Genomic DNA, 25,901 nt, shown 5'->3' on the forward strand with positions numbered 1-25,901 from the left:
GTCAACTCCTTTCGTTTTGGCGCGGTTAGCGCCCAAACTTGTAGTGAGCGCCAATGGATCCCATGGCAGACGAACCGCCACCGACCGCAAACGCACCGCTGACAGACCAGCGTTCGCTGACACGGAACTTCGCCCCAACGGCAACCGCTGTTTTATTGGACGAAGCACCACCGGCAATGCCGAGCTCACCTTCTCCAACTTCAAGCGGAGAGCCTCCGACGTTGACCTGGCTCATTGCAGCAGCCTTCGCGCCCAGTGCGTTCAACTTGTCGTCAAAGCGGCGCTCTAAGTCATCGATGCGGTTGTTGGTTCCGGTCCACTGATCGTTGAACCGTTGTTCCATCGCCCAGGCTTGGCCACCATTGATTGCGTCCATGCTTCCTTGCTCAATGCGACCGTCAGAAACACTGGTGACACGCTGATTGCCCGCGTCTACGCCACTTCCAGAGATCGACGCTCCACCTTGAATCGCTAAGCGGCCTTGGGCCGACAACTCGACGTTGTCGCTTAACGAAACGGTCGTTGTGCCTTCGCTGTCGGTTTCGGTAGTGATGTTTTTACCTGCGGAAATTGTTGCCGATCCGTCGCGACCGGGATCACCTTTTTCACCCTTGTCGCCTTTTTCGCCCGTTATGCTGTCGCCAGGCTCACCTTGAGGACCTTGTGGTCCGGGAGTGGTCCCGCCACCCGTTGATGGGTTTTGCTCCAAGGTCCAAACGCGGCGGTCCAAATCGTAGGCCGCATCGGCAACGTTGTAATAGGTTGCTCCGCTCATAAAGTCGTATGTGGGCGGGGTAAAGCCGTATTGGTGGACTGCCGCACCACCGCCGAATAGTGTCGCGATTTCGTTGAGTTGTTCAACATTCACCGCGTCGGACGGGTTAATTCCGCGATTTAAATTGATCAATCGACGTTTCAACCTATCGTCGCCAATTGACAAAACATCTTCCTCTCGACAACTGGACCCGTTGCCGATTGCAATGCAGCCAAATGCAGTTGCACTTGAGAAGTTGCCTATTGCAGTTGACATTGGTCCTGATGCATAAGCACCTTGCCCGATTGCGGTGGCATCGTTACCAGCGTATCCAAAAAAACCTACTTGAGTTGCATTATCTGCCGCGTAACCCTGAGTTCCATAGCTCGTGGCTCTTTCTCCCGCATACGATCCAACACCCGTCGCTATGCCATCTGGACGCGCATAAGCCCCCATTCCCTGCTCAATTCCAAGGAAGCCTGATCCTGCTTTCATCAAGGTTTGACCCTGCATATCACTGTCCGCTCGGTATAATAGGTTTCCGTAGCGTATTCCCACATAACTAAACCCATCTATATCGAGCCGGTTGTAATAAACGACGTCATCGAGGCTCGGATCTAGCTCCATATCTGCCCATTCCGGCCGACTCGTCAAAAATTCTTTTTGGCTTTCTGTTAGCGAGGTTGAAACTTCTGCCTTTGCGTTAGTTGACGGAATGAGCAGGGCAATTGACAGGGCAATGGCGGAAATTGTTTGTGTTGGCGACAAGTGCATATAAGTCCTTATTTGGAATATGCATTCATCAAATCAAAATATAATGCACTGTCAAGTGCACAAAAAAGCCCCCTGGGGGAATTCAGGGGGCTTGCCGACCAAAAGGAGTTTTGTTCTGGCTTTTTGAACATAACAAATGTTGGGCATTCGTCAAGTCTCTTGACAGAATAAATGTTTATCTTAATTTGAACTCAATGCGTGCAGTTGGGTGTAAACAATTAAGAAATACATTTTTGCCTTTGGTCTCATATTTGCGGTTGGCGCATATGCCTCAGGCGATGCTGAAATGGTGAGTCAAATTGGGGAGCCGGTGCATGTATTTCTAGAGCGGGCCGCCCGAACACATTTATCGAGCCAGTGTGGCACGATTAGCAGAAGCGGCGAACGCTATGCTCTATCTTTTAATTCTTGCGGTCCAATTGAACTTGTCTCTGAAAAATATGTTCTGCTTGAGGGCGGAACGTGGGAGAGGTTGTTGTTCTTATCTGATGACATAACAATAAATCTCAATCAACAGCCCGTTAAGGCGTTGAGGCTTGCGGATGTTGCGGCAAGCAATGAATTAAGCAAAGATCAATTTGCCGCCAAGGTTGCGCGGCCTTTGGCTGAGTACACCAAACGAACGCAGTACGAAGCCTGCGCGCAAATCTGCAAAACAGACGATGGTTCGTGGGGTGCGTCTATCACCACGGTTCAATCTCACGTGCTGTGCCCCATTACGTCCGCGTGTCCTGGGACCACTAAGCCCACAGGAGAGGGAATACACTCACATCCAACTGGTGCAAGTTACGCCATCAACGAGGCAGACAAGCTTGTACTTTTGAGTGGTCCATTTTATCGGCTGGGTGCAAAAGAGAAGCGTGGCAAAACGGACGTATTCTCGGATGAGGATCTCAAAGCCGGTCCAGGCTACATGGCCACCGACAAGGGCCGCTTGATGCACCAAGACGGCCCAAAAAAAGTTCGCATCATAAGCATTGATATGTGATCCAGTTCGACACGCCAGCAGAGCCCTGTTGCGCACCAATGGCGGGGGCGTCGTTGTAGCCCTGCATGTATAGGGCTTCCCACTCTGCTGGACGGCCACTGGCCCATCCAACGTAAGGTGATGATCCAGCACCGGCGACGATCTGCCATCCGCTTGCAGTACATATTGCTGCGCGGAAGGTTCCACCGCACGGACCCATGGCACTGCAACTGATGTAGTTGGACCAGGACCTCTGTCCGATATTTGATCCATTGCAATCCTTCAACCCATTCAGTGGGGAGGAGTTCTGCCACGCAAAGCGGTACGAACGGTTATCGACCGTGCAACTGGCGGCACAAGAGTTCACGTGATTGCGTTGCGCGCCCGTGTCGTACCATCCGCCCCATGCCCCGACGTTGGGCGACGGAGGAGTTGTCTGTCCACTGGGGCAGCTAAAACTTATCGTGCGCTGACGGTGTTGCTGTTTATCAAACCCGTTTTGCCCCGAGTAGCCAACCGGGCATCCGTAATCCACGCGAACCCATTGTTCGTCCGTCTCATTATACGGTGTGGGGCATGTGCTGCAATTTTGATTGTGATTGCGGCTTCCGCTTTCGACCCAGTTGCCATACGTCTCGCTGCGTCCTGGGTCTGTTTGGTTCGCAGAAGAATTGCACGCATAGGAAATGTTGACAGTCTGTTTAAAGGTTGCCTCCCACGTTTGATTGCCAAACGTTCCCGCAGGGCACGCTCCCGTTCTCGGTTCCGTGCGTTCCATTGTGCTTGATGAGTTCGCGGGACAAGTGTGACATACGCCAACGATGGAACTACCTTTCATGTCCCATATGCCACTCCAAACCGGTGTTTCAGTTGCGTTCGCACAGCGAGAGTATTGTTGTTCAACACCAGTGCGAGTGCCATACGAATTGATTGGGCATGGCGCATTTGCAGGTCGTTCCAAACGTCGTGGCGTACAGCATGTGCCCAATGTGACGCACGTCGCAGCACATGAGTTGTTAACTGTTTTCCATTCCCCCCATTCCTTTATGCCGCTGCCATTGCAGTTGCGGTATCTTTCTCGCGATATACTTCCGCCTTGTCCGGACGGGCACGCGATAGATGATGTTTCCTTGTCTGTAATTGGATCAAATGCGCAGGATGGCGAAATGGGCAACGGGTTGTTACATGCGCGCAATGTCGTTGTCCATGCGCCCCATTGTCCGCTTGGACATTCTTTTGTTCGGGTGTTCACCACGTAGCCAATTTGGGTTGCCGGGCAGTTGCCGATTTGTGTTTCGGTTGTCTCAATGCACTGACTACTTGGCGGTATCGGTGTTATTGGCACAATTGGAGTTGGGTTCGCTGCACACGTGTTGTACATGGTTGCCCACGATGACCATTGCAGTTTGGGACATGTGGACGATGGACATGTGCCATTGCGGCGTTGCGTAATTGATCCGCTCGTATTTCCAGGGCAAGCAAGTGTCTGTGTTTCTATGGTTGGTGAGCACTCGCACGCGCTGATATCTTCTGCGGCTGTCACTGTATGCTTGTTCGTGTACCGAAATAGAATTTCGTTGTTGTTTCGGGTTGAGCATTGGGTTGCCAGAAGATCCTCACGCATACGGCTGTATGGCCGTTGCAGCTGAAACCCATTGACATGGACGAAATCCGCTGACTTGCCAATGGCGCTGGCAAGCTTTACGCATGTCTTGCTTGGCACGGACAAATACACAAGATCAATTGAGTCGTTGTTGCCAAATGCGCTTCCCGGCTGAACAACTGTCATTTCAGCAACGGAGGAAGGCGGGTGCAATGCGCCGTTTTGTACGACAAAGTTGGAGTTGAACGTGTTGCGCAGTGTATCGGTGTTTAGTCCATCGTAAGATGGATGCAGGACGTAAAGGTCTGTGACGGATTGGACGATTTTAGCTGCGCGCTCTTGTTCAACACGAATTGCAGCCATTGAAGCTGATGGCGTGAAAAGTTTGTAAGTCATTGCTCCGAGACCCACAATCAGGGCAATACACAAAGTCAATTCAAATAAGTTAAATCCTTTTTCACGCATTGCTCCCCCTGCATATCAACTCGATTGATTTTACATTACGGTTGATTTCGCATTTGGCAAGCTTATGCCTTGCGATACATTGATTGATCGCCAATGCATTTGTTCTTTCCGGATGGTTGGTCAAGTCCAGACGAGGGCGTCCTGGTCCCGTGGACACGGACCCTTGCATTGCTTGCCCTTTGCCGCACCCGCACGCTGAGACAGGCTGAGACGCTACGAGTAACAGCCTGTGTCCATGCTGTGTCCATACGGGTTGCGTCCACCGTAAGGCATAAAAAAACCCTTGCAGAGCAAGGGTTTAAGGGTCGATAATGTTCCTACGCCAATGGTGCTTCATCAGCGGGGTGTGTTCGGGCTGCTTCTCTGTCACGCGGGGTCCATCACAGTCGGGGGCAGCCCGGAAGGCCGCCTGGTCGGCCATTGTAGGGGAGGGGGCGGGCAGGGCGAAGGGCGCGCCGCGCAGCCGTGCCTTGGTGCCTGAGGCGTGCACAGGCCTCCCGTCATTCAATCGCGAACCCGGCAACATGGCCTGTCTCGTCAAGCCGGACCGTGTAGCCGACGAACGCACCCGGACCAAACTCGGCCACATAGCTGTAAAGCGTGCCCTTTTCGCCTTGGCTCGTGCCCTTGAACACCATGTCGGTCGGTTCGCCGTAAGGCCCCACGGAACTCATCAGGCCGGCACCGATGCCAGCGGCCAGCTTGCCACGCAGGTCGTCGCTGAAGGCGCTGTAGTCGGTGCCGTTCTGCAACTGGCGGAACGATGCCTTTGCGCTGTCGCGGACGGCGGCAACCTCGCCGGCAACCGGACGTTCCCACGCCGCGACGATGTCCGGGTGCAGGGCGGCGAACACCAGATTGGTCATGGTGACGCCGGCCTCGGGCTTCTTGTCGCCCAGGTTGGTAAAGGCCAGGATGCGCAGGCCATGATCAGGGTAGTACTCATCGGCGGTGGTGAAGCCCTGCGCGCCGCCGGTGTGACCGACGCGCGCCTGCCCGTACACGGCATCCACGAACAGGCCGAGGCCGTAGCCCACGGGCTTGCCATCGGCCGTAGCGAAGGAGGTCTTCATCTGCGCATAGCCGGCTGCGGATACCACCTTGCCACCGCTCAGAGCGGCGTCCCACCGAGCCAGATCATCTAGTGTGCTGACCAGGAAACCGGCCGCACCGCTCCAGTCGGGGTGGAAGTACGGCGAGCGCTGCAACGCGCCCTGCTCATGCCGGTAACCAACGGCCATGCCGGCCAAGCGGTCGCTATCAGCCAGGGTAAAGGTGTGGGTCATGCCCAGCGGCGCCAGCATGTGCTGCTGCAGGTAGTCGCGGTAGTGCTCGCCGGAGACGGTTTCGATCACCTTGCCGAGCAGCGCGTAGCCGGTGTTGGAATACGACCAGCGCGTGCCTGGCGGGAAATCCAGCGGCTGGCCGGCAATGCGCGCGATCAGGTCATCGAAATCGATGGGGCGTGTCACCAGGTCATCGACCTCCGCTTCGGGCCCATCGAAGTACTCGTGCAGGCCGCTGGTATGGGTCAGCAGGTGGCGCAGGGTCACCTCGCTGGCGTGAGGCGCATGCGGAAGGTAGCGCGCCAATGGGTCGTCCAGTTGCACCTTGCCCGCTTCCTGCAGCTGCACGATGGCGGCGGCGGTGAATTGCTTGGTGATCGAACCGATCTCGAACGGCGTATCGGTGCGCACCGGCAGCGCGCGCTCACGGTCTCGCAGGCCGTAAGCACGGGAATAGAGAGGCTTGCCATCAACGATCACCGCGATGGCTGCGCCGGGCACCTGGAAGCGTTGCATGACCTGCTGCACATCGGCATCGATGCGCCGCGTCACAGCGGGGTCGAGGTCGGCGGCATTGCCGCCACCGCCGCCGCTCTGCAGGGCCGGCAGCGTGGATGAGGCCGACGCGCCGCCGCAGATGGCAATGGCAGCGACCAGGCCGCCGGCAACGATCCGCAGGTATCGAGTACGCATGTACGAATCACCCATTATTCAATTTTGATCTATAGTTTGAATTATGAGCCAACCCCTAGCAAGCCCTCATGCACCGCGAGCCCTGGAACTGACCCCCGACCAGCTGGGCGCCATGGCGTCCTCACCGCGGCTGGCGATCCTGCAGCGGCTGGATATCGACGGCCGCGCCACCGTGCGCGAGCTGGGCGAGCGTCTGGGGCGCCCGGTTACCGCGCTCTACCACCACCTCGAGCGGCTGGAAGAGGCGGGCCTGGTGCAGGTGGTGGAACGGCGCAGCACCGGTCGCCGGCCCGAAGCGGTCTATGCCGTGGTATCGCGGCAGCTGTCCTCGGCCGCCGCACTGCGCACGCCGGGCGGGCGCAGGAACCTGATCAAAGTGGCCAGCAGTGCGGTGGGTGCCAGTTTGCGCGCGTTCTCGGCCGCCGCCACGCAGGCGGCGGCGCGCTTCGACGGCAGCCAGCGCAACTGTGCCGTGCGCCATCTGTCGTTCCGTGCCGACGCTGCCCAGTTGGCGCGCATCAACGCGCTGATAGGCGAGCTCGAACAGGCCAGCCTGCAAGCCGGTGACGAGGCCGAGGATGGCCAGCCCCTGCTGCTGACAGTGGTGCTGGCCAGCGTGCCGGACAAACGCAAGGACTGACGGCGGCTCGGCACGATCGTCGGGCGTGCCGCGGCGAGAGCGCGCGTGCGCGATGCACAGCCGGTCAGTCCGTGCGCAGGTGCAGGGTAGGGTGGGCCGCGAACACGTCCATGATGAGGTCGAAATAGGTCTGGCCGGCGCCGCGTTCCAGCGCATCCAGCTGGGTGGCGATTCTCGCGGCACTGAACACGCCGGGCCGCGCCTGTTTTTCCTGCAGCCAGGCGCGGGTGGCCGCCACCCCGAGCGCGGCGCGGCTGTGTGCGATGTGCGTCCAGCGCACCGTGGCGGATGCGTGCCCGGCCAGTGCGCCGTAGCCGCCATAGAGCAGGTCATCCAGTGCATCCAGGCTTGGGGCCAGCTGCCAGTCCTCGTTGGTCATGAACACGCGGTTGATTTCAGCGTAGAAGCCGGCGATGTCGTGGATGGCGCTTCCGTCCAGCACCAGGGGGGGACCGGTCATCCCCGGGTCCGCGCGTCCAGGTGCGGTGCGCACCGGGTGGTGGTTGTCGGTGGCAGAGTGGGTTCATGCATCGGCAACAGTCCTCGTGACGCGTTGGTTGGGTGGCTGCCCGAGGCGCGACGTGGGTGGTCACCCCGGCAGGTTGCAGCAATCGATTGTGCCTGCAACACGGTGATGTCCGACGCTTTTCTTCTCGTGGTGCACTGCAGCGCATTCGGCGGTCGAAACAAATGCTATCCAATGAATGTCCGGGACCGCACTTTTAAAGGGCTTCCAATTCTGCAGACTGCGCGGGTTGATGAGGGAAAACCATGCGTAGCAAGCTGTTCGTCCCCGGCGCCCGGCCGGAATTGTTCGACAAGGCCATGGCCGGCGAGGCCGATGCGCTCTCGTTCGACCTGGAAGATTCGGTGCCCGAGGCCGGCAAGGCCCAGGCCCGCGACGAGGTCGCCGGCTTCCTGCGCCGCGTGCAGGGCGGCGCCGGTGACAAGCAGTTGATCGTGCGCAGCAACGGGACCGACAGCGCCCATTTCGGCGCGGACCTGGATGCGGTGGCGCTCCCCGGTGTGGACTTGCTCAACCTTCCCAAGATTGAATCGGTGGCTCAGCTGCTGGCGGCCATCGCCCGGCTGGAACGGGCTGAGCAGCGCAACGGCGTGACGCGCCCGATCGGGCTGCTGATCAACATCGAAACCCCCAAGGCCCTGCGCATCGCCGCCGAACTGGCCGGCGCGCACCCGCGCGTGGCCGGAGTGCAGCTGGGGCTGGGCGACCTGTTTTCGCCCAATGGCATCGACCGGGAGCCGAGCAACGTGCATGCCACGCTGTTCGCGCTGCGGTTGGCGGCCGCCGAAGCCCAGGTGTTCGCCTGCGACGGTGCGTTTCCGGACGTGGCCGACAGCGACGGTTTCCTGGCCGAGGCGCAGATGGCCCGGCAGTTGGGCTTCATCGGCAAAAGCTGCATCCACCCGCGCCAGGTTGCCCTGGCCAACGCCACCTTCAGCGTGCCGCCGGCGATGCTCGCGGAGGCGCAGCGGATTGTTGCCGCCGCCGCCGGTGCCGAAGGGCAGGGACACGGCGCGTTCCTGTTTGAAGGCCGGATGATCGACCTGCCGTACCTGCGCCGTGCTCAAGCCCTGCTGGCCGCATCTTCTCCCCCGCTTGCCTGATTGCGGTATCGGGATGCATCGACCACTGTCTCCTACCTGCGCTCTTGCCGGCTTCGGCGTTGCCGCACTTCTTCCGGGTAATTTCATGCACAAGCCTGCACCGTCCGCGTTCCTCTCCACTGTGCTCCGGCGCTGCGCGCGCAGCGTGCGGCTGGTTGCCGCCGCTGTCCTGCTTGCCGGCAGTGGCGCCGTGGCCGCCGAGAGCCTGACCACGGTGGCGGCCGGCAACCTGCCGGCACTGCCGGCGCAGATTGCGCCGGGCGGGCTGGTACATGTGGACGGGCGCCTGGTGGCACTCAGCCGTGACGGTGCCTGGGAGCTGCGCGCCGACAACAAGGCGTGGGAGGCGTTGGCGGCGCCGGCCGCAGGGCAGCTCGGCGGGCTTGAGGGCAGCGTCAGCGCAGCCGGGCGCACCTATCTGTTGCAGGGCCGGGATGCGCTCGGCGACCGCCTCCAGCCGGTGGTCCTGAACAACGGCGCGCTGGTGTTCGGCGCGGCCATTGCGCTGCCCGCGCCGCTGCGCAACGCGCGGGCGGCCACCTTCGGTGACGCGCTGTATCTGGTGGGCAACGATGCGGCTGGCAGCGCCCAGCTCTACCGCCGCACCGCGGCGGCAGGCACCGCCGCCTGGCAGCCTCTGGAGGATCTGCCCCAGCAGGGGGTTGCCAGCGCATTGCAGGCGCAGAAAGGCGCGCTGTACCTGGGCCTGGGCACCGGCACGGGCAGCGACCAGCTGTGGCGCCGCAATGCGGACGCCAGCTGGCAGCAGGTCGCGTCGCCGGACGGCACGATCGTGGCCGGCTCGATGCGCGCGCTGGGCCAGGCGCATCTGCTGATGCTGGTGAAGGACGGCAGCGGCGTGACCCAGGCGCGTACGTTCCACACCATCACCGACGCATGGACGACACTGGACACGCCGATTGCCGCAGCACCGCAGGCCGTCACGGCGTGGGGCAACGGACTGGCCTGGGCCACCGCGGGCGCCACCGGCAGCCAGCTCCAGTACGCCGAACTGCAGGGCGGCAAGCACCTGCTGCGCTGGCTGGACTGGACGGTGATCGGCGTCTATCTGCTGGCCATGCTTGGGATGGGCTTCTACTTCTATCTCAAGGACCAGAACGCCTCCACGGCGGACTTCTTCGTCGGTGGGCGCTCGATTCCGTTCTGGGCGGCCGGCATCAGCCTGTATGCCACCAACACCAGTTCGATCAGCTTCATCGCCATCCCGGCCAAAGCCTTCGATACCAACTGGCAGTACCTGACCAACAACCTGATCGCGGTCGTCGGCCTGATGTTCGTGGCGGTCTGGATCGTGCCGCTGCTGCGCCGGCTGGACCTGATGAGCGTGTTCTCCTACCTCGAAACGCGCTTCCATCCGGCGATCCGCATGCTGTCCAGCGCACTGTGCATCGTGATGCAGATCGGCAGCCGCATGAGCGTGATCCTGTTCCTGCCGGCGCTGGCGATCTCCACCATCACCGGCGTGGACGTGGTCTGGTCGATCATGCTGATGGGCGTGTTCACGATCATCTACTCCACTGTGGGCGGCTCCAAGGCGGTGATCTGGACCGACGTGGTGCAGGTGATCGTGATGTTCGGCGGCGCGCTGTTCGCGATCGGCTTCATCTTCCTGCAGACCGGCGGCGACATGCCGCAGCTGCTGAGTGCGGCCGCGGCGGAGGACAAGACCAAGCTGTTCGATTTCAGCTTCGACCTCACCAAGGCCACGGTGTGGGGCTTCATCTTCCTGGTGGTGTTCGATGTGGTGCTGACCTTCCCGAAGGACCAGGTGCTGATGCAGCGCACCTTGTCCACGCGCTCGGACAAGGAAGCCGGGCGATCGATCTGGGCATTTGCCGCCATCATGATTCCCGGCGGCTTCGTGTTCTACGGCATCGGTACGGCCCTGTGGATGTACTACCGCAACAACCCCGAACGCCTGAATCCCCTGCTGCCGATCGATGCGACCTTCCCGCTGTTCATCGCCGCCGAGCTGCCGGCCGGTGTCACCGGGCTGATCATCGCCGGCATCTTCGCCGCGGCGATGTCGACCCTGTCGAGCATCATCAACTCGATCTCGACCCTGGTTTCGGTGGATTTCTACCAGAAACTGGTCAAGGACCCGAACGAGAAAACCGCCGTGCGCGTGGCCGAATGGTCCGGCGTGGGCGTGGGCCTGATCGGCATCGGCATCGCGCTGGTGATGAGCCGCTATGACATCCATTCGCTGTTCGATGTCTCCATCGAACTGGCCGGCCTGCTCGGCGGTGGTTTTGCCGGTGCCTACACGCTGGGGATGTTCACCCGCCGCGCCAACGCGCCGGGCGTGGCGATCGGTGTGGCCGGCTCGATCCTGATCACGCTGGTCTGCTGGAGCATGGACCTGGTGCACCCGTACTTCTATCTGGCGATCTCGATCCTGCTGTGCATCGTGATCGGCTATGTGGCCAGCCTGTTCTTCCCGGCACCCACCCGCTCGCTGAAGGGGCTGACCATCTACCGCGATACCCCGGCCGAAGCGGCAGCTCCATGACCAGCACCGTTGAGGCGCCGGCGCACGGGCCATTGGTCCAATCGCATTGCGCCAGTGGCTCGTGTAGGTTGCTCACGCGCTGAGAGGTAATCCGTGGAAACCCAGTTCCTGAGTACGTTCGTAACGGTGGTGGACCGCGGCTCGATGGCTGCCGCGGCCCGCTCGCTGCATATCACCCCGGCCGCGGTCGCCCAGCAGATCCGCACGCTGGAACGTGAACTCGGCGCGCCGCTGATCGCCCGCGCCGGGCGCACCGTCAGCGTCACCGAGGACGGCGCGCGCATCCTGCAGCGGGCGCGCGACCTGCTGCGCCAGGTGGCCGACCTGCGCAGCGTGGCCAACGAAAACGACCTGGCCGGCGAGTTGCGGTTGGGCGCGTGCCCGACCGCACTGGCCGGCCTGCTGCCGGACATCCTGTCGCGGATGGTGGCGACGTTCCCGCAGATCAACGTCTTCATCAAGCCGGGCTACTCGGCCGATCTGTACCGGGCGGTGGAGGCTGGCGATCTGGATGCGGCGATGGTGCTGCAGGCCCCCTTCGCGCTGCCCAAGACCTGCAAGTGGCAGCAGCTGCGCGAGGAGCCGCTGGTGGTGCTGGCGCCGGCCCATCTAGGCAGCCGTGACCCGCACGAGCTGCTGCGCGAGCAGCCGTTGATCCGCTACGACCGCCACGAATGGGGCGGTCGCCTCGCCGATGACTACCTGCGACAGGCCGGGATCGTGCCGCGCGAGCGGTTCGAGCTCAATGCACTCAACGCCATCGCGGTCATGGTCGACCGCGGGCTCGGCGTGTCACTGGTGCCGGATTGGGCCAAGCCATGGCCGGAAGGATTGAATGTCGTGCGCATTCCCTTGCCGCAGTGCAGCGAACCGCGCCGGATTGGCGTGGTCTGGTCGCGTTCGTCGGTGCGCATCCGCCTGGTGAACGTGCTGCTGGAGGAAGCGCGTGTCGCATTGACCGAGCCGCAACGCTGACACCACGGGTTTTCGCGCGGTGCGCCGTGCGAAGCGAAACAAATCCTAGGCTTTGAACATACCTGAGCACAGTTCTATCGCCATGACGCCGCGCCTAGGCTCTCGCCTCGTTGCCGGACAGGACGTGGAGACCCGCAAGGGAACCGCATCGACCGGCGGAAGGGCGAAAGCCCACGCGCGTCATCGGTGGCGACGGCTCCCCGGCCGGCTGTCCCGCATTTCCTTTTTTGGGGGGGAGAAACGAATGATCAAGCCACTTTCCGCGGCCATCAGCACTGCACTGTTCGCCTGTGTCATCAGCCCTGTCATGGCGCAGAGCACGACGCCCACCGATCTGGACCAGGTGATCGTGACCGGCAGCCGGACCCCGATCTCGATCGAGAAGGTCCCCGGTGCAGTGACCGTCGTGAACCAGGAACAGGTGCAGCGCACCCTCAACCTGACCGAAGACGCCACGGCCGTGCTGGCACGCATGGTGCCGGGCTACTCCGAATCCTCCCAGGCAATGAGCAACAGTGGCGAGACCCTGCGCGGCCGTGTCGCGCTGCGCCTGTTCGACGGTGTGCCGCAGGGCTCCCCGCTGCGCGAAGGCAGCCGCAACGGCACGTTCACCGACATGGGCGTGATCGGCCGCATCGAAGTGATCAACGGCCCGTCGGCCGCCGAGGGCATCGGTGGTGCCGGTGGCGTCATCAACTATCTCTCCAAGAATCCTGAAGTGGAGGGCCACCAGACAACGGTCAGCACGCGCTACGGCACCCAGTTCAAGGATGACAGCGGGCAGTCCAAGATCGGCATCACCCACACCTTCAAGGGCGACGCCGCGGACTTCCTGATCAGCGGCGCCTACATCGACCGCGGCATCGCCTACGACGGCGACGGTCGCCGGGTGGGGTTGAACACCTCCGGCTCGCTGTCCGACTCCTACAGCAAGAACCTCTTTCTGAAGGGCGGCTACAACTTTGGCGAGGGCCAGATGCAGCGCATCCAGGCCAGCTACAGCAACTTCCATATCGGTGGGAAGCACAACTACATTCCGGTCGAAGGCTGCCGCTACGACGCCGTGGAGTGCCCGATTCCGAGCACCAATACCGCCGAGAAGGGCTCGATCAAGGATTCGCTGGCCGAGTTCAACGATTTCGAACAGTTCGCTGCCAAGTACACCCATGCCGACTTCTTCGGCGGTGACCTGAGCGTGGACCTGTACTGGGCCAAGCAGACGATGCGCTATGTGCCGGAGAACGGCGCCGACCGCCAGCTGGTCAAGCCGGCGCCGCCGGAAGCCGACCGCATCTGGGACCAGTCGGAGATCAACTCCGAGAAGAAGGGGTTGCGTGTGGCTTATGCCTACGGCGACCTGTTCGCGGTAGAGGGTCTGCGCCTGCGCACCGGCCTGGACCTGGTGGAAGACACGGCCGAACAGCGCCTGGCGTTGACCGACCGGGTCTGGGTGCCGCCGATGAAGTACACCAGCCTGGCGCCGTACGCGCAGCTGAGCTGGGACATCGGCCCGGTGACGCTGGATGCCGGCATCCGCCGCGAAGACGGTGAGTTGGAAATCGACGGTTACACCACCACCGCCTACCGCGACTTCACCCCGGTGCAGGGCGGCAAGCTCGACTACAAGGCCAACCTGCCCAACTTCGGTGCGATCTGGCGCATCACCGATGCGTGGTCGGTGTTCGCCTCGTACTCGGAAGGCTTCGGTATTGCCAACGTGGGCATCCCGCTGCGCAATATCCAGGCCAACAGCCCGTGCAAGGCAGTGGCATGCATCGCCGATCTGCAGCCGCTGATCACCAAGAACAAGGAAGTGGGCTTCAACTGGCGCGGCGAGCAGGCTCAGGTCGGCATCTCGGGCTACCGCTCGACCTCCGAATTCGGGTCTTCGCTGACGGTGGACAAGGTGACCGAGGACTTCATCCTCACCCGTGCACCGACCCGGATCGAAGGCATTGAGATGAACAGCGCCTGGACCTTCAACGACCAGTGGAAGGCGACGCTGCTGTACTCGCGGATCCGCGGCCAGACCCAGTACTACGACGGCTCGGGCCTGAACAAGGAGATGGGCATCCTCGACATCTCTCCGGACAAGGTCAATGCCTCGCTGACCTGGACACCGAATGATCGTTTCGATGCGACGCTGGGCGTGAGCCGTACCTTTAGCCGCGACCTGCGCGAAACCTTCGTCAATCCGTCCAACGGCGCGGTGTACCGCAATGACGAGGATACCTACGGCTACGCGTTGTGGGATCTCAGCATGAACTACGACACCGGCACCTACGGCAAGCTGTCGCTGGGCATCGAGAACCTGCTGGACAAGCAGTACGTGCTGACCTGGTCGCAGTTGCCGGGTTGGCAGAACTTCTTCTCCGGCCGTGGCCGCATGGTGTCGCTGACCCATACCTTCACGTTCTGACCGTCACCGCGGACCGGTGCTGCGAACCACTGCAGCGCCGGTCCGTTTTTATTGCCTTACCCTGTCATGACGTTACCGCCACTGACAGCAGGAGAGCGGATGTACTGGCCATCGCACGGACCGGCCCACGCCCGTCATTGCCGCCCCCGGGCACGCCTGGCCGTGCTCGCGTGGCTGATGCTGGCGGTGGGACAGGCCGCGGCGTCGTCGCCGGAACGTCCCGCCTCACCGCCACGGCTGCCGGCGGTCGATGCTCTACTCCGCGAATCGACCGGCCGCCAGGGCTACACCGGCGCGGTCGCGCTGGTGATTCACAACGGCCGCATCGTGCATGACGCCGGCTACGGTTGGCAGGATCTGGCGCATGCCACGCCCATGCAGCGTGACAGCATTTTCCGCATCTACTCGATGACCAAAACGGTGGCCTCGGTGGCCGCCTTGATGCTGGTGGAAGAGGGTCGGCTGGATCTGGATGATCCGGTGGCGCGCCATCTCCCTGAGTTCTCAGGCCTGCAGGTCTTCACCGGGGGCACCGCCGCGGCGCCACAGCTGCGGCCGGCGAGGCAGACGCTGACCGTGCGGCACCTGCTTACCCATACCGCCGGTTTCGCAGCGGGTGGGGAGGGATTCGAAGCCGTCACCGAGCTGCTGGAACACCAGCAGGTGCAGGCCGCGGACAGCCTGGCCACCTACACCACGCGCCTGGCCCGCGTGCCACTGGCGACCGAGCCGGGCACGCGCTTCCGTTACGACAGCACCTCCATCGAGGTCCTCTCGCGACTGGTGGAAGTGGTGGGTGGCCTGCCGTTCGAGCAGTTCATGCAACAGCGCATCTTCCGCCCGCTGGACATGCGCGACACCGGGTTCGTGGTGCCGGTGCGCGATCGCGCACGCGTGGTGGCGCTGACCACCATGGGCGGGCACGGTGATCTGGTGCTCGCCGATGAGGTGCATGCGCGGGTGCCCGGCAGTGCGCTCCGGCCGTATCCAAGCGGTGCCGGTGGTCTGTATTCCACGGCCGGCGACTATGGCCGGTTCGCGCAGATGCTGCTGGACGGCGGCCGCTGCGGCGAGGTGCAGTTGCTTCGACCGTCCACCGTGGCCCTGATGATGCAGAACCAGCTGGTGCACACCGCCTTGCCCCGCCCAGTGACCGAGTTCAGCGATGCCGAGGGCTTCGGCCTGGGCGGTTCGGTGTTGCTGGATCCGGCCCTGAAAGGACGCACCGCTTCGGTGGGCGCGTTCGGCTGGTCGGGCGCGGCCTCGACCTATTACACGATCGACCCGGCACGCCGCCTGGTCGCGATCCTGATGCTGCAGCATCTGCCCGGCGGCAATGACGATCTGCCGCGCATCAGTACGACGTTCTACAACCGCGTTGATGAGGCGATAGACCCATGAGTAGTGCGGCACGTTCCACCGTCCTTGTCGCCGGCTCGGCCAATCTCGATTTCGTGGTGCGCGCCACGCATGTGCCGGCGCCCGGTGAAACGGTGCTGGGCCGTGGCTTCAGCACGTTCCCCGGTGGCAAAGGCGCCAACCAGGCCGTGGCCTGCGCGCGGGCCGGCGGTGTGCCGACACGGATGCTGCTGGCTGTGGGCGAGGATGATTTCGCCGCACCGATCGAGGCGTCCCTGCGCGACGCCGGTGTGGCCCTGTCGACCGTGCGCGATCCTGCGCTGCCCACCGGCACCGCCTTCATCTGCCTGGCCGACACCGCCGAGAACGCGATCACCGTCGCGCCCGGCGCCAACCTGGGGCTTCGCGAGGAGCACCTGCCGGCGCTGGAGGGCGTGGGCTGGCTGCTGCTGCAGCTGGAAACGCCCGTGCCCACCATCACCGCCTACGCCCGCCGCGCCCGTGCGGCCGGGCTCAAGGTCGCGCTCAACGCGGCGCCGGCACAGGTGCTGTCCGATGCGCTGCTCGCGCTGCTGGATGTGCTGATCGTCAACGAAGGTGAGCTGGACGTGGTGGCCGGCCATCCCCCGGACCTGGCCACGGGGCTGGCGCGCGTGGCGGTGCCCTGCGTGATCGTAACCCTGGGTGCGCGTGGCTGCCTGGCCCGGGTGAACGGCGAGGTGCTGCTGCAGCCGGGGTTCCGTATCGACCCCCTGGACACCACCGCGGCCGGCGACACCTTCTGTGGCGCCCTGATCGCTGCGCTGGCGGATCATCAACCGATGGCCGAGGCGTTGCTTGCAGCGACCGCTGCCTCCGCGTTGGCCTGCACCCGCCTGGGCGCACAGGCGAGCATTCCCACCCGCGCCGAGGTGCAGGCGCTGCTGGCCGATCCCACGCGCGTTCCCGATGCCGCCGCCCATGCCGCGCTGGCGGCAGGGTGCGCGCGCTGATGTACCTCCTTTCCGTTTCCTGCTGGATGCCTTGCCCATGACCACGCCGTATCAGAGCCCCGACTACGACACCGATGCAGCCGACTACGGGCGTGAGGCGATCCGCACCGAGTACAAGTTCTCGCACGTGACCACCGGGCGTTACCTGCCGACGCCCGGCAAGGCGCCGGCGTGGCCCTTTGCCGATATCGGCAGCTGGATGATCGATGCCAATGCCAGCGCGGGTGATTGGCTGGAAGAACTCAAGGACTGGCGCCGCGAGCACCTGGTCCGGATCGGCTACACGGATGTGAACTACCGTCGTCCAGAGCTGCAGTGGGCGCAGCGCAACTTCGTACATGCGCAGATGATGGTCGAAGACCGCTACTTCTTCGATGCGGCCACCGGGCAGTACACCGTTGATCGGTATCTGGACGATCTGACCGCACGGTTCGGCGGGCTGGATTCGGTGTTGATCTGGTACATCTACCCCAACATCGGCATCGATGACCGCAACCAGTTCGATCTGGCGCACGACATGCCCGGCGGCCTGGCGGGATTGAAGACAGCGGTGCAGGCCTTCCAGAAGCGCGGCGTCAAAGTGTTCCTGCCGGCCAAGCCGTGGGACCACGGCACCCGCGACCCGGGCGTGACGCACTGGGATGGGCTGGCCGAGATCGTCAAGGCGGTCGGTGCCGATGGTATCAACGGTGACACGTTCAACGGTGTGCCGCGGGCGTTCTTCGATGCCTGCGATGCACGCGGCAATCCAGTGGTGGTGCAGCCCGAATCCACCATCAGTTCCGAAGAGCAGTTGATCTGGAACGTGCAGAGCTGGGGCAAAAAGGCGCCCGAGGGCCCGGTGCCGCCGGTTTCCAAGTGGAAGTGGCTGGAGCCCCGCCATATGGTCAACTACGAGAACCGCTGGGGTCGAAACCGTAATCACGACCTGCAGTACTGCTTCTTCAACGGCATCGGCTACAACGCCTGGGAGAACATCTGGGGCGTCTGGAACCAGTTCACCCCGCGCGATGGTGAAGCGCTGCGCCGGATCGCCACGCTGTACCGGCAGTTCCCGCAGCTGGTGGTCTCGATGGACTGGGAGCCGTACCAGGTCTGCCTGCAGGGCGGCATCTTCGCCAGCCGGTTCCCGGGCGAGGGGATAGCGCTGCACACGTTGATCAACCGCAACGAGTACGCCGTGGACGGCGAGCAGATCGCGCTGGCGCATGCGCAAGGCACGCGTTACTACGATGCGTGGCATGGGCGCGTGTTGACGCCGCGGATCATTGACGGCGCGGCGTACATCGAGCTGCCGATGGAAGCGCGCGGCTTCGGCGCGATCCTGAGTGTGGCTGCAGATACCGCAGTCGAGGGTCTGGACGATTTCCTGGCCGCGACCGCCGAGCGCACACAGCAGCCCCTCAACAGCTACTCCGCCGCGTGGAAGGCCGCTCCGCAGGCGCTGCTGACGATCGCCAGCACGCCCCCCCAGGCCGAGGCGCCGAGTGGGATGGTCACGATCCCCGCCGGCGAGTTCCTGTTCCAGGTGGGCGGTATCGAGATCGAAGGCTTCACCTGGGCCGGCCTGGATGTGCAGTACCCGTGGGAAGACTGCGCGCGCCGCCACCATCGCCGGCGCATGGCGCTGCCTGCGTTCCACATCGATCGCCACCCGGTCACCAACGCCGCGTTCAAGCGCTTCCTCGATGTCAGCGGCTACCGGCCGGCCGATGACCACAACTTCCTGGCGGACTGGAAGGACGGCGCGCCGCGTGCGGGCTGGGACAACAAGCCCGTCACCTGGGTCTCCATCGAGGACGCGCGCGCGTACGCGGCGTGGGCCGGCAAGCGGCTGCCGCATGCGTGGGAATGGCAGTACGCCGCGCAGGGCACCGATGAGCGCCTGTACCCGTGGGGCAACGCGTGGGATGCCACATGCGTGCCGCGGGTCAATCGTGGCCGTCGCCTCACCCCGCCGGCGGATGTGGATGCGCATCCGCAGGGAGCCAGCCCGTTCGGTGTGGAGGATCTGGTCGGCAATGTGTGGCAGTGGACCGATGAGTTCAGCGATGCGCACACCCGCGCGGCCGTACTGCGTGGCGGCAGCAGCTATCAGCCGCAGACCTCGCACTGGTACTTTCCGCAGGCCTACCGCCTGGATCAGCACGGCAAGTACCTGCTGATGGGCCCGTCCAAGGATCGCGCCGGCACGGTCGGCTTCCGTTGCGTGGTGGATGCGGCATGAACCGCCTGCATTCCGCCGCCCGCGGCATGACGCTGGTCCCGCCGCAACAGGTCACCTTGCAGGGTGTGCTGGGCGATGCCTTGGCAGCCAACCGCAGTGGGCGATTGAGCACGTTCGTCGTGGATGAGCACAGCGCGCCGATCAGCATCTTCAGCCAGGCGCACAAGCACCAGAACCACGAGGGCGACTGGTATGGCGAGCACGCCGGCAAGTGGCTCTCGGCCACGGCGCGCGCGGTGGCGCAGGGTGGGCAGCCGCAGCTCGAGACCTCGTTGCGCCGCGTCGCCGACTGGTTGATCAGCCAGCAGGACGATGACGGCTACCTGGGCAACTATGCGCCTGAGCGTCGCTTCACCGTGCCGCAGCCGCCCAAGCCGGAGAGCTGGAACGGCGAGCCGGCGCTGCGCACCTGGGACATCTGGACGCACAGCTATCTGATCCTTGGGTTCCTGGAAACGTGGCGCGCGCTTGGCAACGCGGCCTACCTGCAGGCCGCGTGCCGGATCGCCGACCTGTGCTGGCAGGCACTGCAATCGGGCATCGACATCACCACGCTGGGCAACCACCACGGCATGTCCGCCACGGTACTGCTGGATCCAGCCGCCGATCTCTATCTGGTCACCGGCGAGCCGCGCTATCTGGCGCTGGCCGAGTGCATCCTGGCGCAGGCCAACAGCAACCCGAGGTTGGCGCTGCTGGACAAGGCACTGGCCGGCGAGGATGCGGCCTTCATCGCGACAGGGAAGGCGTATCAGCTCAGCTGGAACCTGGTCGGGCTGGCCAAGCTGTACAAGGCCACCGGGCATGACGACCATCGCCAGGCGCTCGATCATCTCTGGCACAACATCCGCGAGCAGCACCTCACGCTGGGCGGCGGGCCGTGGGGTGGCGTGGCGCACCGGTCGCGCGAGGTATTCAACGCGCCGCGCACCTTCTTCCCTCAGGCCTATGTGGAAACCTGCTCGGTACTGGCGTGGATGCAGCTCAACCGTGAGCTGCTGGCCATCACCGGCCACGCGCGCTATGCCGACGAACTGGAGCGCACCGCCTACAACGACTTGCTGGCGGCGATGGCCGCCAATGGTGAGGACTGGTGCTACTACACCTATCCCAACGGCCGGCGCGTGCACACCACCTACTGGCGCTGCTGCAAATCCAGCGGCGCGATGGCCGTGGAAGAGCTGCCACAGGTGGCCTATGGCATCGCGACCGATGGTGGGCTGCGGGTCAACCTGTACGGGCCGGGCGAGGCCACGCTGCTGCACGCGCAGGCCGGTGCGGTGACCCTGCTGCAGGCGACCCGATTCCCCTTCGACGGTACGGTGACGATCACCGTGCTGCCCGAATGCGTCGCCGAGTTCAGTATCGGCGTGCGCATACCGGGCTGGGCAATGGGTGCACGGATCGAGGTCAATGGGCAGCCCGAGGCAGCCGAGGCGGGCGCGGACGGGTTCGTGCACCTGCAGCGGACCTGGCAGTCCGGCGACACGATCTGCGTGCAGCTGCCGATGCAGCCTCGCCTGCACCGGGCCGCCAACATCAACGTGCAGGAATCGCGCGCGCCGGATGGCTCGCCGGTGGCGCAGGAGGTCCTGCGCTGGGAGTACGTGGGGCTGAGCTACGGGCCGCTGGTGTATGCCACCGGCCTGATCGACGGGTACAAAACCGATGAGACGGTGCGCTTGCCGGACCGGCCCCCCTCGCAATGGCTGCAGGTGGGCGAAGACACGGGCGAGGGCGCACCGATCACCGTGCAGCTGGAGTGCCGCGGCCCGCTGACGTTCGAACCCTACTACCGGTGTGGTGGGCGCGATCACGGCAGCTGGCGGTTGAGCTGGCTGTCGCTGGCGCCTTCGGGCTGACGTCTCGGCGGGGTTCGGCGGCGGTGGTGCCGCCGACGCCGCAGCGTGCTTTTTGTCCACCCAGAACATACCCACACGATCTGTTTCTTCCCGTTGGCCAGGAGGAAACTTCCCTCAAGGTATCGAGTGTATTGACCATGACCGGAAGCAACCCCAGTTCTCCATTCGCCATCGCCCAGCGGGAAGGTGCCACCGGACCGTTGAGCGGCATTCGTGTGCTGGACCTGAGCGCGTACATCGCCGGTCCCTACGGCTGCACGCTGCTGGCCGACCAGGGCGCGGAGGTGATCAAGGTGGAGCCGCCGGTCGGCGACAACCTGCGGCGCTATCCCTCCACGCTGGAGGCCGAGAGCCGCGCATTCCTCGGTGTGAACCGCTCCAAGCGCGGCGTGGTGCTGGACCTGAAGCAGCCTGACCAGCGCGCGGTGCTGATGCGCCTGGTGCGCGAGGCGGACGTGCTGGTGCACAACTTCCGGCCGAGCGTGCCGGTACGCCTGGGCATCGATTTCGAGAGTCTGCACAAGCTCAACCCGCGCCTGGTGTATTGCTCGGTCACCGGCTACGGCGAGCAGGGGCCGCTGAAGGAGAAGGCAGGGTACGACCAGGTGCTGCAGACCATGACCGGCATGTGCACGATGCAGGGCAAGACGGGCGGCGCCCCGGAGATCCTGTACGGCTCGGTGGTCGATTACTACGCTGCCGCGCTGGTGGCGGCCGGTGTGTCATCGGCGCTTTACGAGCGCGAACGCAGCGGCGAGGGCCAGTTCGTGGGCGTGTCGCTGCTGCGCAGTGCGCTGACGATGCAGTCGGCGCGGATGGTCTGGGCCGAGGGCGAGCCGGCGGCGGTGGGCCGCGATATGCGCTCGGGCGGTGTCACCGGCATCCATCCCACCGCGGACGGATATCTGTACATCTCGGCCAATACCCCGCGCTTCTGGCAGGCATTGTGCGAACGGATCGGGCGACCAGAATTGGCGGCCGACGCGCGGTACGACACCGTGCGCAAGCGCGCCGCGCAGGCCGAGGTGCTGCTGCCGCAGTTGCACGCCGCACTGGCCACGCGCAGCGCGCTGGCGTGGGAAGCGTTGTTCGGCGAAGAAGTGCCGTGCGCAGCGGCGCGCCAGGTCGAGGACATGTTCGAGCATCCACAGGTGCAGGCAGAGCAGATGATCACGTCGCTGCCGCACCCGCTGCTGGGCAGCTACCGCGGCATCACCCGGCCGATCGTATTCGGCCGCACACCCGGCCCGGAGCCGTTCGCCGCGCCGGTGTTCGACCAGGACACGGCAGCGGTCAGCGCGCTGCTCGACGCGTGCTCTGATGATTGATGCCAAGGACTCCGCCATGACGTCGCTGTCCAGACTCTCCCAGCTGCGTGATCTGTCCGTGGTGGTTGCCGATACCGGCGACTACGAGGCGATCAAGCGCTTGAAGCCGGTCGACTGCACGACCAACCCCACCCTGGTGAAGAAAGCGCTGGACCTGCCGGTATACGCCGATCTCATCGAGCGCGCGCTGGCCTGGGGCCGCGGGCAGGCGGGCGAACGCGAGACCATCGTGCACGCGGTGGCCGATCGGCTGACCGTGGGCGTGGGCACCCTGCTCAGCACGCTGGTGCCGGGCCGGGTCTCGACCGAGGTCGATGCCGACCAGGCGCATGACACCGCGGCCACGGTGGCCAAGGCGCGCCAGTTCATCGCGATGTACGAGGCGGCCGGCGTGCCGCGCAGCAAGGTGCTGATCAAGATCGCGGCAACCTGGGAAGGCGTGGAAGCGGCGCGCCAGCTGCAGGCCGAAGGGATCGACTGCAACCTGACGCTGATCTTCAATCCGACCCAGGCCTTGGCGTGCAGTGAAGCCGGGGCGTTCCTGATCTCGCCGTTCGTGGGCCGCATCCTGGATTGGTACGTGGCCAACGGGCAGGCGCCGGCGACCATCGATGAAGACCCGGGCGTGGTGTTCGTGCGCGGCGTGTATGCCGAGTTCAAGCGCCGCGGTTCGCCGACGGTGGTGATGGGCGCGTCGTTCCGTTCGACGGCGCAGATCGAGGCGCTGGCAGGCTGCGATCGCCTGACGATTTCACCGGATCTGCTGGAAAAGCTGGACGCCGATCACGGTGCGCTGCCGCGCAGGCTGGTGGCCGGTGCGGCCGAGTCTGTGCAGGTGACGCCGATCGATGGGGCGCGGTTTGCGGCGGATCTGGCGGCCGATCCGATGGCCACGGAGAAGCTGGCGAGCGGTATCGATGCGTTCGCCAAGGATCTGGAGGCGTTGCGGCAGACGATCCGCGAGCGGTTGTAAGCGCGGGCGGTTGCATGGCTGCGGCCTGAACGCCGCCGCTGGCGTTGACGTGGCGTGGACGCAACTTCACTCGGGCTTGCCGCCGGCAGGCAGACACTCGGGCCATGTTCCATAAACAGGGATCGACCATGAAGACGAGCTTCCGCGTGTTGTGCCTGGGCAGTCTGCTCGCCGTATCGGCCGTCGCCGGCGCCCAGACCTATGGCCCCAAGGACGAGGGACGCCGCTTCAACGACGGCAGCAAGGTGGTGTGCCACAACGTCGAGGTCCAGCGTAATTCCAAGGACCCCAACCGCATCACCGGCACCGCGACCGGCGCCGTGGTCGGGGGGCTGCTCGGCAACCAAGTCGGCGGCGGCAACGGCAAGAAGCTGGCCACGGTCGCCGGTGCGGTGGCCGGTGGCGCCGCAGGTCGCCAGATCCAGGGCAACCAGCAGTCCAAAAACGGTGATCGCGTGGTTGAGCGTCGCTGCGAGCGTCAGTACCGCTGATCAAGCGCCGCACACTGCGTTGCCGTTGATGTGGGCAACAGGATCACGAAATGACGGCCCGGTGGGTCGTCATTTTTTTGTGCGCGGCCGGATGGCCGGATCAGCGCAGCGGCGGACTGCCCGCCAACGTGCGCGCCCCGGTGATGATCATCCGCAGCATCTGGGTCAGCTGCTCGATCAGTTCCGGATCCTTCTCCGGTGGCAGATCCACTGCAGTGGCGCCCATCGCGAACACCAGCCGGGTAATCGCCTTGGAGGCCAACGCCGGTTCGTGCAGGCGCGCGCCGTCGGCGGCCGCCAGGCGGATCAGGTCGACCCGCAGTTCGTCTTCGAAGTAATTCAGTTCGCGATCCACCGCATGCTTGAACGCGTCCGAGCCGGCGGTGCCTTCGCGCAGCAGGACATGGAGCAGGCGGTCGTCGGCGCGCAGCTGCTCCATGAAGGTCTCCACCGAGAGGCGGATCACGCTGCGGTCGGAGGAGGCGGCGCGCTGGCGCGCCTCGCCGATGATGGTGCGCAGCGAGCGCCCGGCCAGGTCGATCAGGGCCACGGTCAGCTCGTCCATGTCGCGGAACTGCCGGTAGAACGAGTTCGGGGCGATCCCGGCTTCACGCGCGACCTCGCGCAGGCTCAGCGTGGAGACGCTGCGGTGCGGGCCGATCAGGGCCAATGCCGCGGCCAGCAGATCCTCACGTGAGATCGAGGCTTTGCGCGCGGGATGGGCGTCGTCGGAGGCGGGCAGGGGCAGGTCTGGGGAGGTCATCAGGGGCAGCGCGGTCAAGTCCCTGAATCATAGCCCGTCCCGGCCATATACAACTGTATACACAGTCGTATGCTCGGCCGTATAGTGCGCAGCATGAGCACCGTCCCGCGCATTTCCGCCCGCCGTCACGTCGCCAGCCCCCGCCGCTGGGTCCCCGAAGCGCTGTTCGACTTCTGGGGCACCCGTCTGCACCCGCTGTGGACGCTGCGCCGCCCCTTGGCCCGGCTGCTGTCGCGCACCGCCGAGAGCGCGGATGCGGTCACCCTGGTGCTCACGCCCAACCGCCATTTCCGTGGCCTGCTGCCGGGCCAGCACGTCACCCTCGGCGTCGAAGTCGATGGCCGCCGCCTGTCGCGCAGTTACAGCCCGACCGTGCTGGCCGACGGCCGCTTGGCGATCACCGTCAAGGCCATCGCCGGCGGTGCCGTCAGCCAGCATCTGGCCCATGCCGCGGCGATCGGTGACGTCTTTGAGCTGGGCCAGGCGTTCGGTGACATGACCTTGCCGCAGGCCTCCGGCGAGCGGCTGTTGCTGCTGGCCGCTGGCAGCGGCATCACCCCGATGCGCGCGCTGCTGCGCCAGCTCGATGCTGTCGGCATGCCGGGCCAGGTGGACCTGGTGTACTGGGCACGCCGGCGTGAGGAAGTGTGTTTCGCCGCCGAGCTGGCCGCGCTGGCGGCGCGCCATCCCTCGTTCACGCTGCACATCGCACTGACCCGCGACCCGACCGCACCGGCGTCGCGCGTGGATGCATTCGCCTTCGCGGCGCTGGGCGATCTGAGCACCGCCCGCACCCTGGTGTGCGGCCCGGGTGGCTTCGTCGATGCAGCGCAGGCGCGCCTGCACGGCCAGGTCGCGTCGCTGCAGTCCGAGGCGTTCACGCCGCCGGTGCTGCCGGATGCCGAAGAGGGCACGGTGCAGGTCGAACTGCGCCGCAGCGGCCGCACGCTTGCCCTGCCACGCGGCACTTCGCTGCTGCAGGCGCTGGAAGCCGAAGGGCTGCGCCCGGCCAGCGGCTGCCGCATGGGCATCTGCAATACCTGTGTCTGCGGCAAGGTGTCCGGCGTCACCCGCCACACCCTGACCGGCGAGCATGCGGCCGAACCGGCCACGCAAGTAAAGCTGTGCGTGAACAGCGCCAGCACCGACCTGATCCTGGAGCTGTGAC

19 protein-coding genes are annotated in these 25,901 nt (G+C 64.3%); 14 read left to right on the top strand and 5 right to left on the bottom strand.

Annotation, left to right across the window (positions count from 1 at the left end):
* Window positions 1-25: 25 nt before the first annotated feature.
* On the bottom strand, window positions 26-1,528 hold the full coding sequence (locus ACW6W5_RS09970) for a YadA-like family protein (RefSeq protein ID WP_152154033.1): 1,503 nt from the start codon (window positions 1,526-1,528) through the stop codon (window positions 26-28).
* A 286-nt stretch (window positions 1,529-1,814) separates the two neighbouring features.
* Between ACW6W5_RS09970 and ACW6W5_RS09975 the strand changes: the two genes are divergently transcribed.
* Window positions 1,815-2,516 carry a hypothetical protein gene (locus ACW6W5_RS09975; RefSeq protein WP_152154035.1) on the top strand — a complete coding sequence of 234 codons (702 nt, stop codon included), beginning with the start codon at window positions 1,815-1,817 and terminating at the stop codon, window positions 2,514-2,516.
* Here the strand turns inward: ACW6W5_RS09975 and ACW6W5_RS09980 are convergent.
* On the bottom strand, window positions 2,497-4,563 hold the full coding sequence (locus ACW6W5_RS09980; RefSeq protein WP_152154038.1) for a type 4 pilus major pilin: 2,067 nt from the start codon (window positions 4,561-4,563) through the stop codon (window positions 2,497-2,499). The two genes, ACW6W5_RS09975 and ACW6W5_RS09980, sit on opposite strands and share 20 nt — an antisense overlap.
* Window positions 4,564-5,063: 500 nt before the next feature.
* On the bottom strand, window positions 5,064-6,542 hold the full coding sequence (locus ACW6W5_RS09985) for a serine hydrolase domain-containing protein (protein WP_121043502.1): 1,479 nt from the start codon (window positions 6,540-6,542) through the stop codon (window positions 5,064-5,066).
* A 43-nt stretch (window positions 6,543-6,585) separates the two neighbouring features.
* Here ACW6W5_RS09985 and ACW6W5_RS09990 point away from each other — a divergent pair, with 43 nt between their 5' ends.
* Complete coding sequence (locus tag ACW6W5_RS09990; protein WP_152154042.1) at window positions 6,586-7,182, top strand: ArsR/SmtB family transcription factor; 597 nt, start codon at window positions 6,586-6,588, stop codon at window positions 7,180-7,182.
* Window positions 7,183-7,246: 64 nt separating this feature from the next.
* Here the strand turns inward: ACW6W5_RS09990 and ACW6W5_RS09995 are convergent, their stop codons facing one another.
* A complete protein-coding gene (locus ACW6W5_RS09995; RefSeq protein WP_152154044.1) occupies window positions 7,247-7,642 on the bottom strand; it encodes a barstar family protein in 396 nt (131 codons plus the stop codon).
* 311 nt (window positions 7,643-7,953) lie between these two features.
* On the opposite strand from ACW6W5_RS09995, the gene ACW6W5_RS10000 reads away from it, so the two are divergent.
* From ACW6W5_RS10000 to ACW6W5_RS10050, 11 genes are all read left to right on the top strand, one after another.
* Window positions 7,954-8,811, top strand: a complete 858-nt coding sequence (locus tag ACW6W5_RS10000; protein WP_152154046.1) for an HpcH/HpaI aldolase/citrate lyase family protein — start codon at window positions 7,954-7,956, stop codon at window positions 8,809-8,811.
* A gap of 85 nt (window positions 8,812-8,896) precedes the next feature.
* The gene (locus tag ACW6W5_RS10005) at window positions 8,897-11,344 is read left to right on the top strand and encodes a sodium:solute symporter (protein ID WP_121043514.1); all 2,448 of its coding nucleotides are present in this window, start codon (window positions 8,897-8,899) and stop codon (window positions 11,342-11,344) included.
* Window positions 11,345-11,437: 93 nt separating this feature from the next.
* Window positions 11,438-12,319 (top strand): LysR family transcriptional regulator, encoded by an 882-nt coding sequence (locus ACW6W5_RS10010; protein WP_102789143.1) that lies wholly within the window; start codon window positions 11,438-11,440, stop codon window positions 12,317-12,319.
* Window positions 12,320-12,563: 244 nt separating this feature from the next.
* Window positions 12,564-14,738 (top strand): TonB-dependent receptor, encoded by a 2,175-nt coding sequence (locus ACW6W5_RS10015; RefSeq protein WP_152154048.1) that lies wholly within the window; start codon window positions 12,564-12,566, stop codon window positions 14,736-14,738.
* 99 nt (window positions 14,739-14,837) lie between these two features.
* Window positions 14,838-16,139: a serine hydrolase domain-containing protein gene (locus tag ACW6W5_RS10020; RefSeq protein ID WP_193222862.1), complete on the top strand. Its 1,302-nt coding sequence runs from the start codon at window positions 14,838-14,840 to the stop codon at window positions 16,137-16,139.
* Window positions 16,136-17,089: a ribokinase gene (locus tag ACW6W5_RS10025; protein WP_152154052.1), complete on the top strand. Its 954-nt coding sequence runs from the start codon at window positions 16,136-16,138 to the stop codon at window positions 17,087-17,089. The genes ACW6W5_RS10020 and ACW6W5_RS10025 overlap by 4 nt, the downstream gene beginning before the upstream one ends.
* A gap of 37 nt (window positions 17,090-17,126) precedes the next feature.
* The gene (locus ACW6W5_RS10030; protein WP_152154054.1) at window positions 17,127-19,316 is read left to right on the top strand and encodes a formylglycine-generating enzyme family protein; all 2,190 of its coding nucleotides are present in this window, start codon (window positions 17,127-17,129) and stop codon (window positions 19,314-19,316) included.
* Window positions 19,313-21,178 (top strand): glycoside hydrolase family 127 protein, encoded by a 1,866-nt coding sequence (locus ACW6W5_RS10035; protein WP_226956698.1) that lies wholly within the window; start codon window positions 19,313-19,315, stop codon window positions 21,176-21,178. Before ACW6W5_RS10030 ends, ACW6W5_RS10035 begins: the two co-directional genes overlap by 4 nt.
* A gap of 137 nt (window positions 21,179-21,315) precedes the next feature.
* Window positions 21,316-22,506 (top strand): CaiB/BaiF CoA transferase family protein, encoded by a 1,191-nt coding sequence (locus ACW6W5_RS10040; protein ID WP_121043526.1) that lies wholly within the window; start codon window positions 21,316-21,318, stop codon window positions 22,504-22,506.
* Window positions 22,507-22,522: 16 nt separating this feature from the next.
* Window positions 22,523-23,479 (top strand): transaldolase, encoded by a 957-nt coding sequence (locus ACW6W5_RS10045; protein ID WP_458233643.1) that lies wholly within the window; start codon window positions 22,523-22,525, stop codon window positions 23,477-23,479.
* 128 nt (window positions 23,480-23,607) lie between these two features.
* Complete coding sequence (locus ACW6W5_RS10050) at window positions 23,608-23,970, top strand: glycine zipper 2TM domain-containing protein (protein WP_102789149.1); 363 nt, start codon at window positions 23,608-23,610, stop codon at window positions 23,968-23,970.
* A 100-nt stretch (window positions 23,971-24,070) separates the two neighbouring features.
* Here ACW6W5_RS10050 and fabR read toward each other — a convergent pair whose 3' ends face one another.
* A complete protein-coding gene (gene fabR, locus ACW6W5_RS10055; protein WP_026069985.1) occupies window positions 24,071-24,733 on the bottom strand; it encodes an HTH-type transcriptional repressor FabR in 663 nt (220 codons plus the stop codon).
* Window positions 24,734-24,826: 93 nt separating this feature from the next.
* Here fabR and ACW6W5_RS10060 point away from each other — a divergent pair, with 93 nt between their 5' ends.
* A complete protein-coding gene (locus tag ACW6W5_RS10060; RefSeq protein WP_152151662.1) occupies window positions 24,827-25,900 on the top strand; it encodes a ferredoxin reductase in 1,074 nt (357 codons plus the stop codon).
* Window position 25,901 lies beyond the last annotated feature (1 nt).

The sequence above is a fragment of the Stenotrophomonas sp. IS26 genome, from assembly GCF_054188265.1.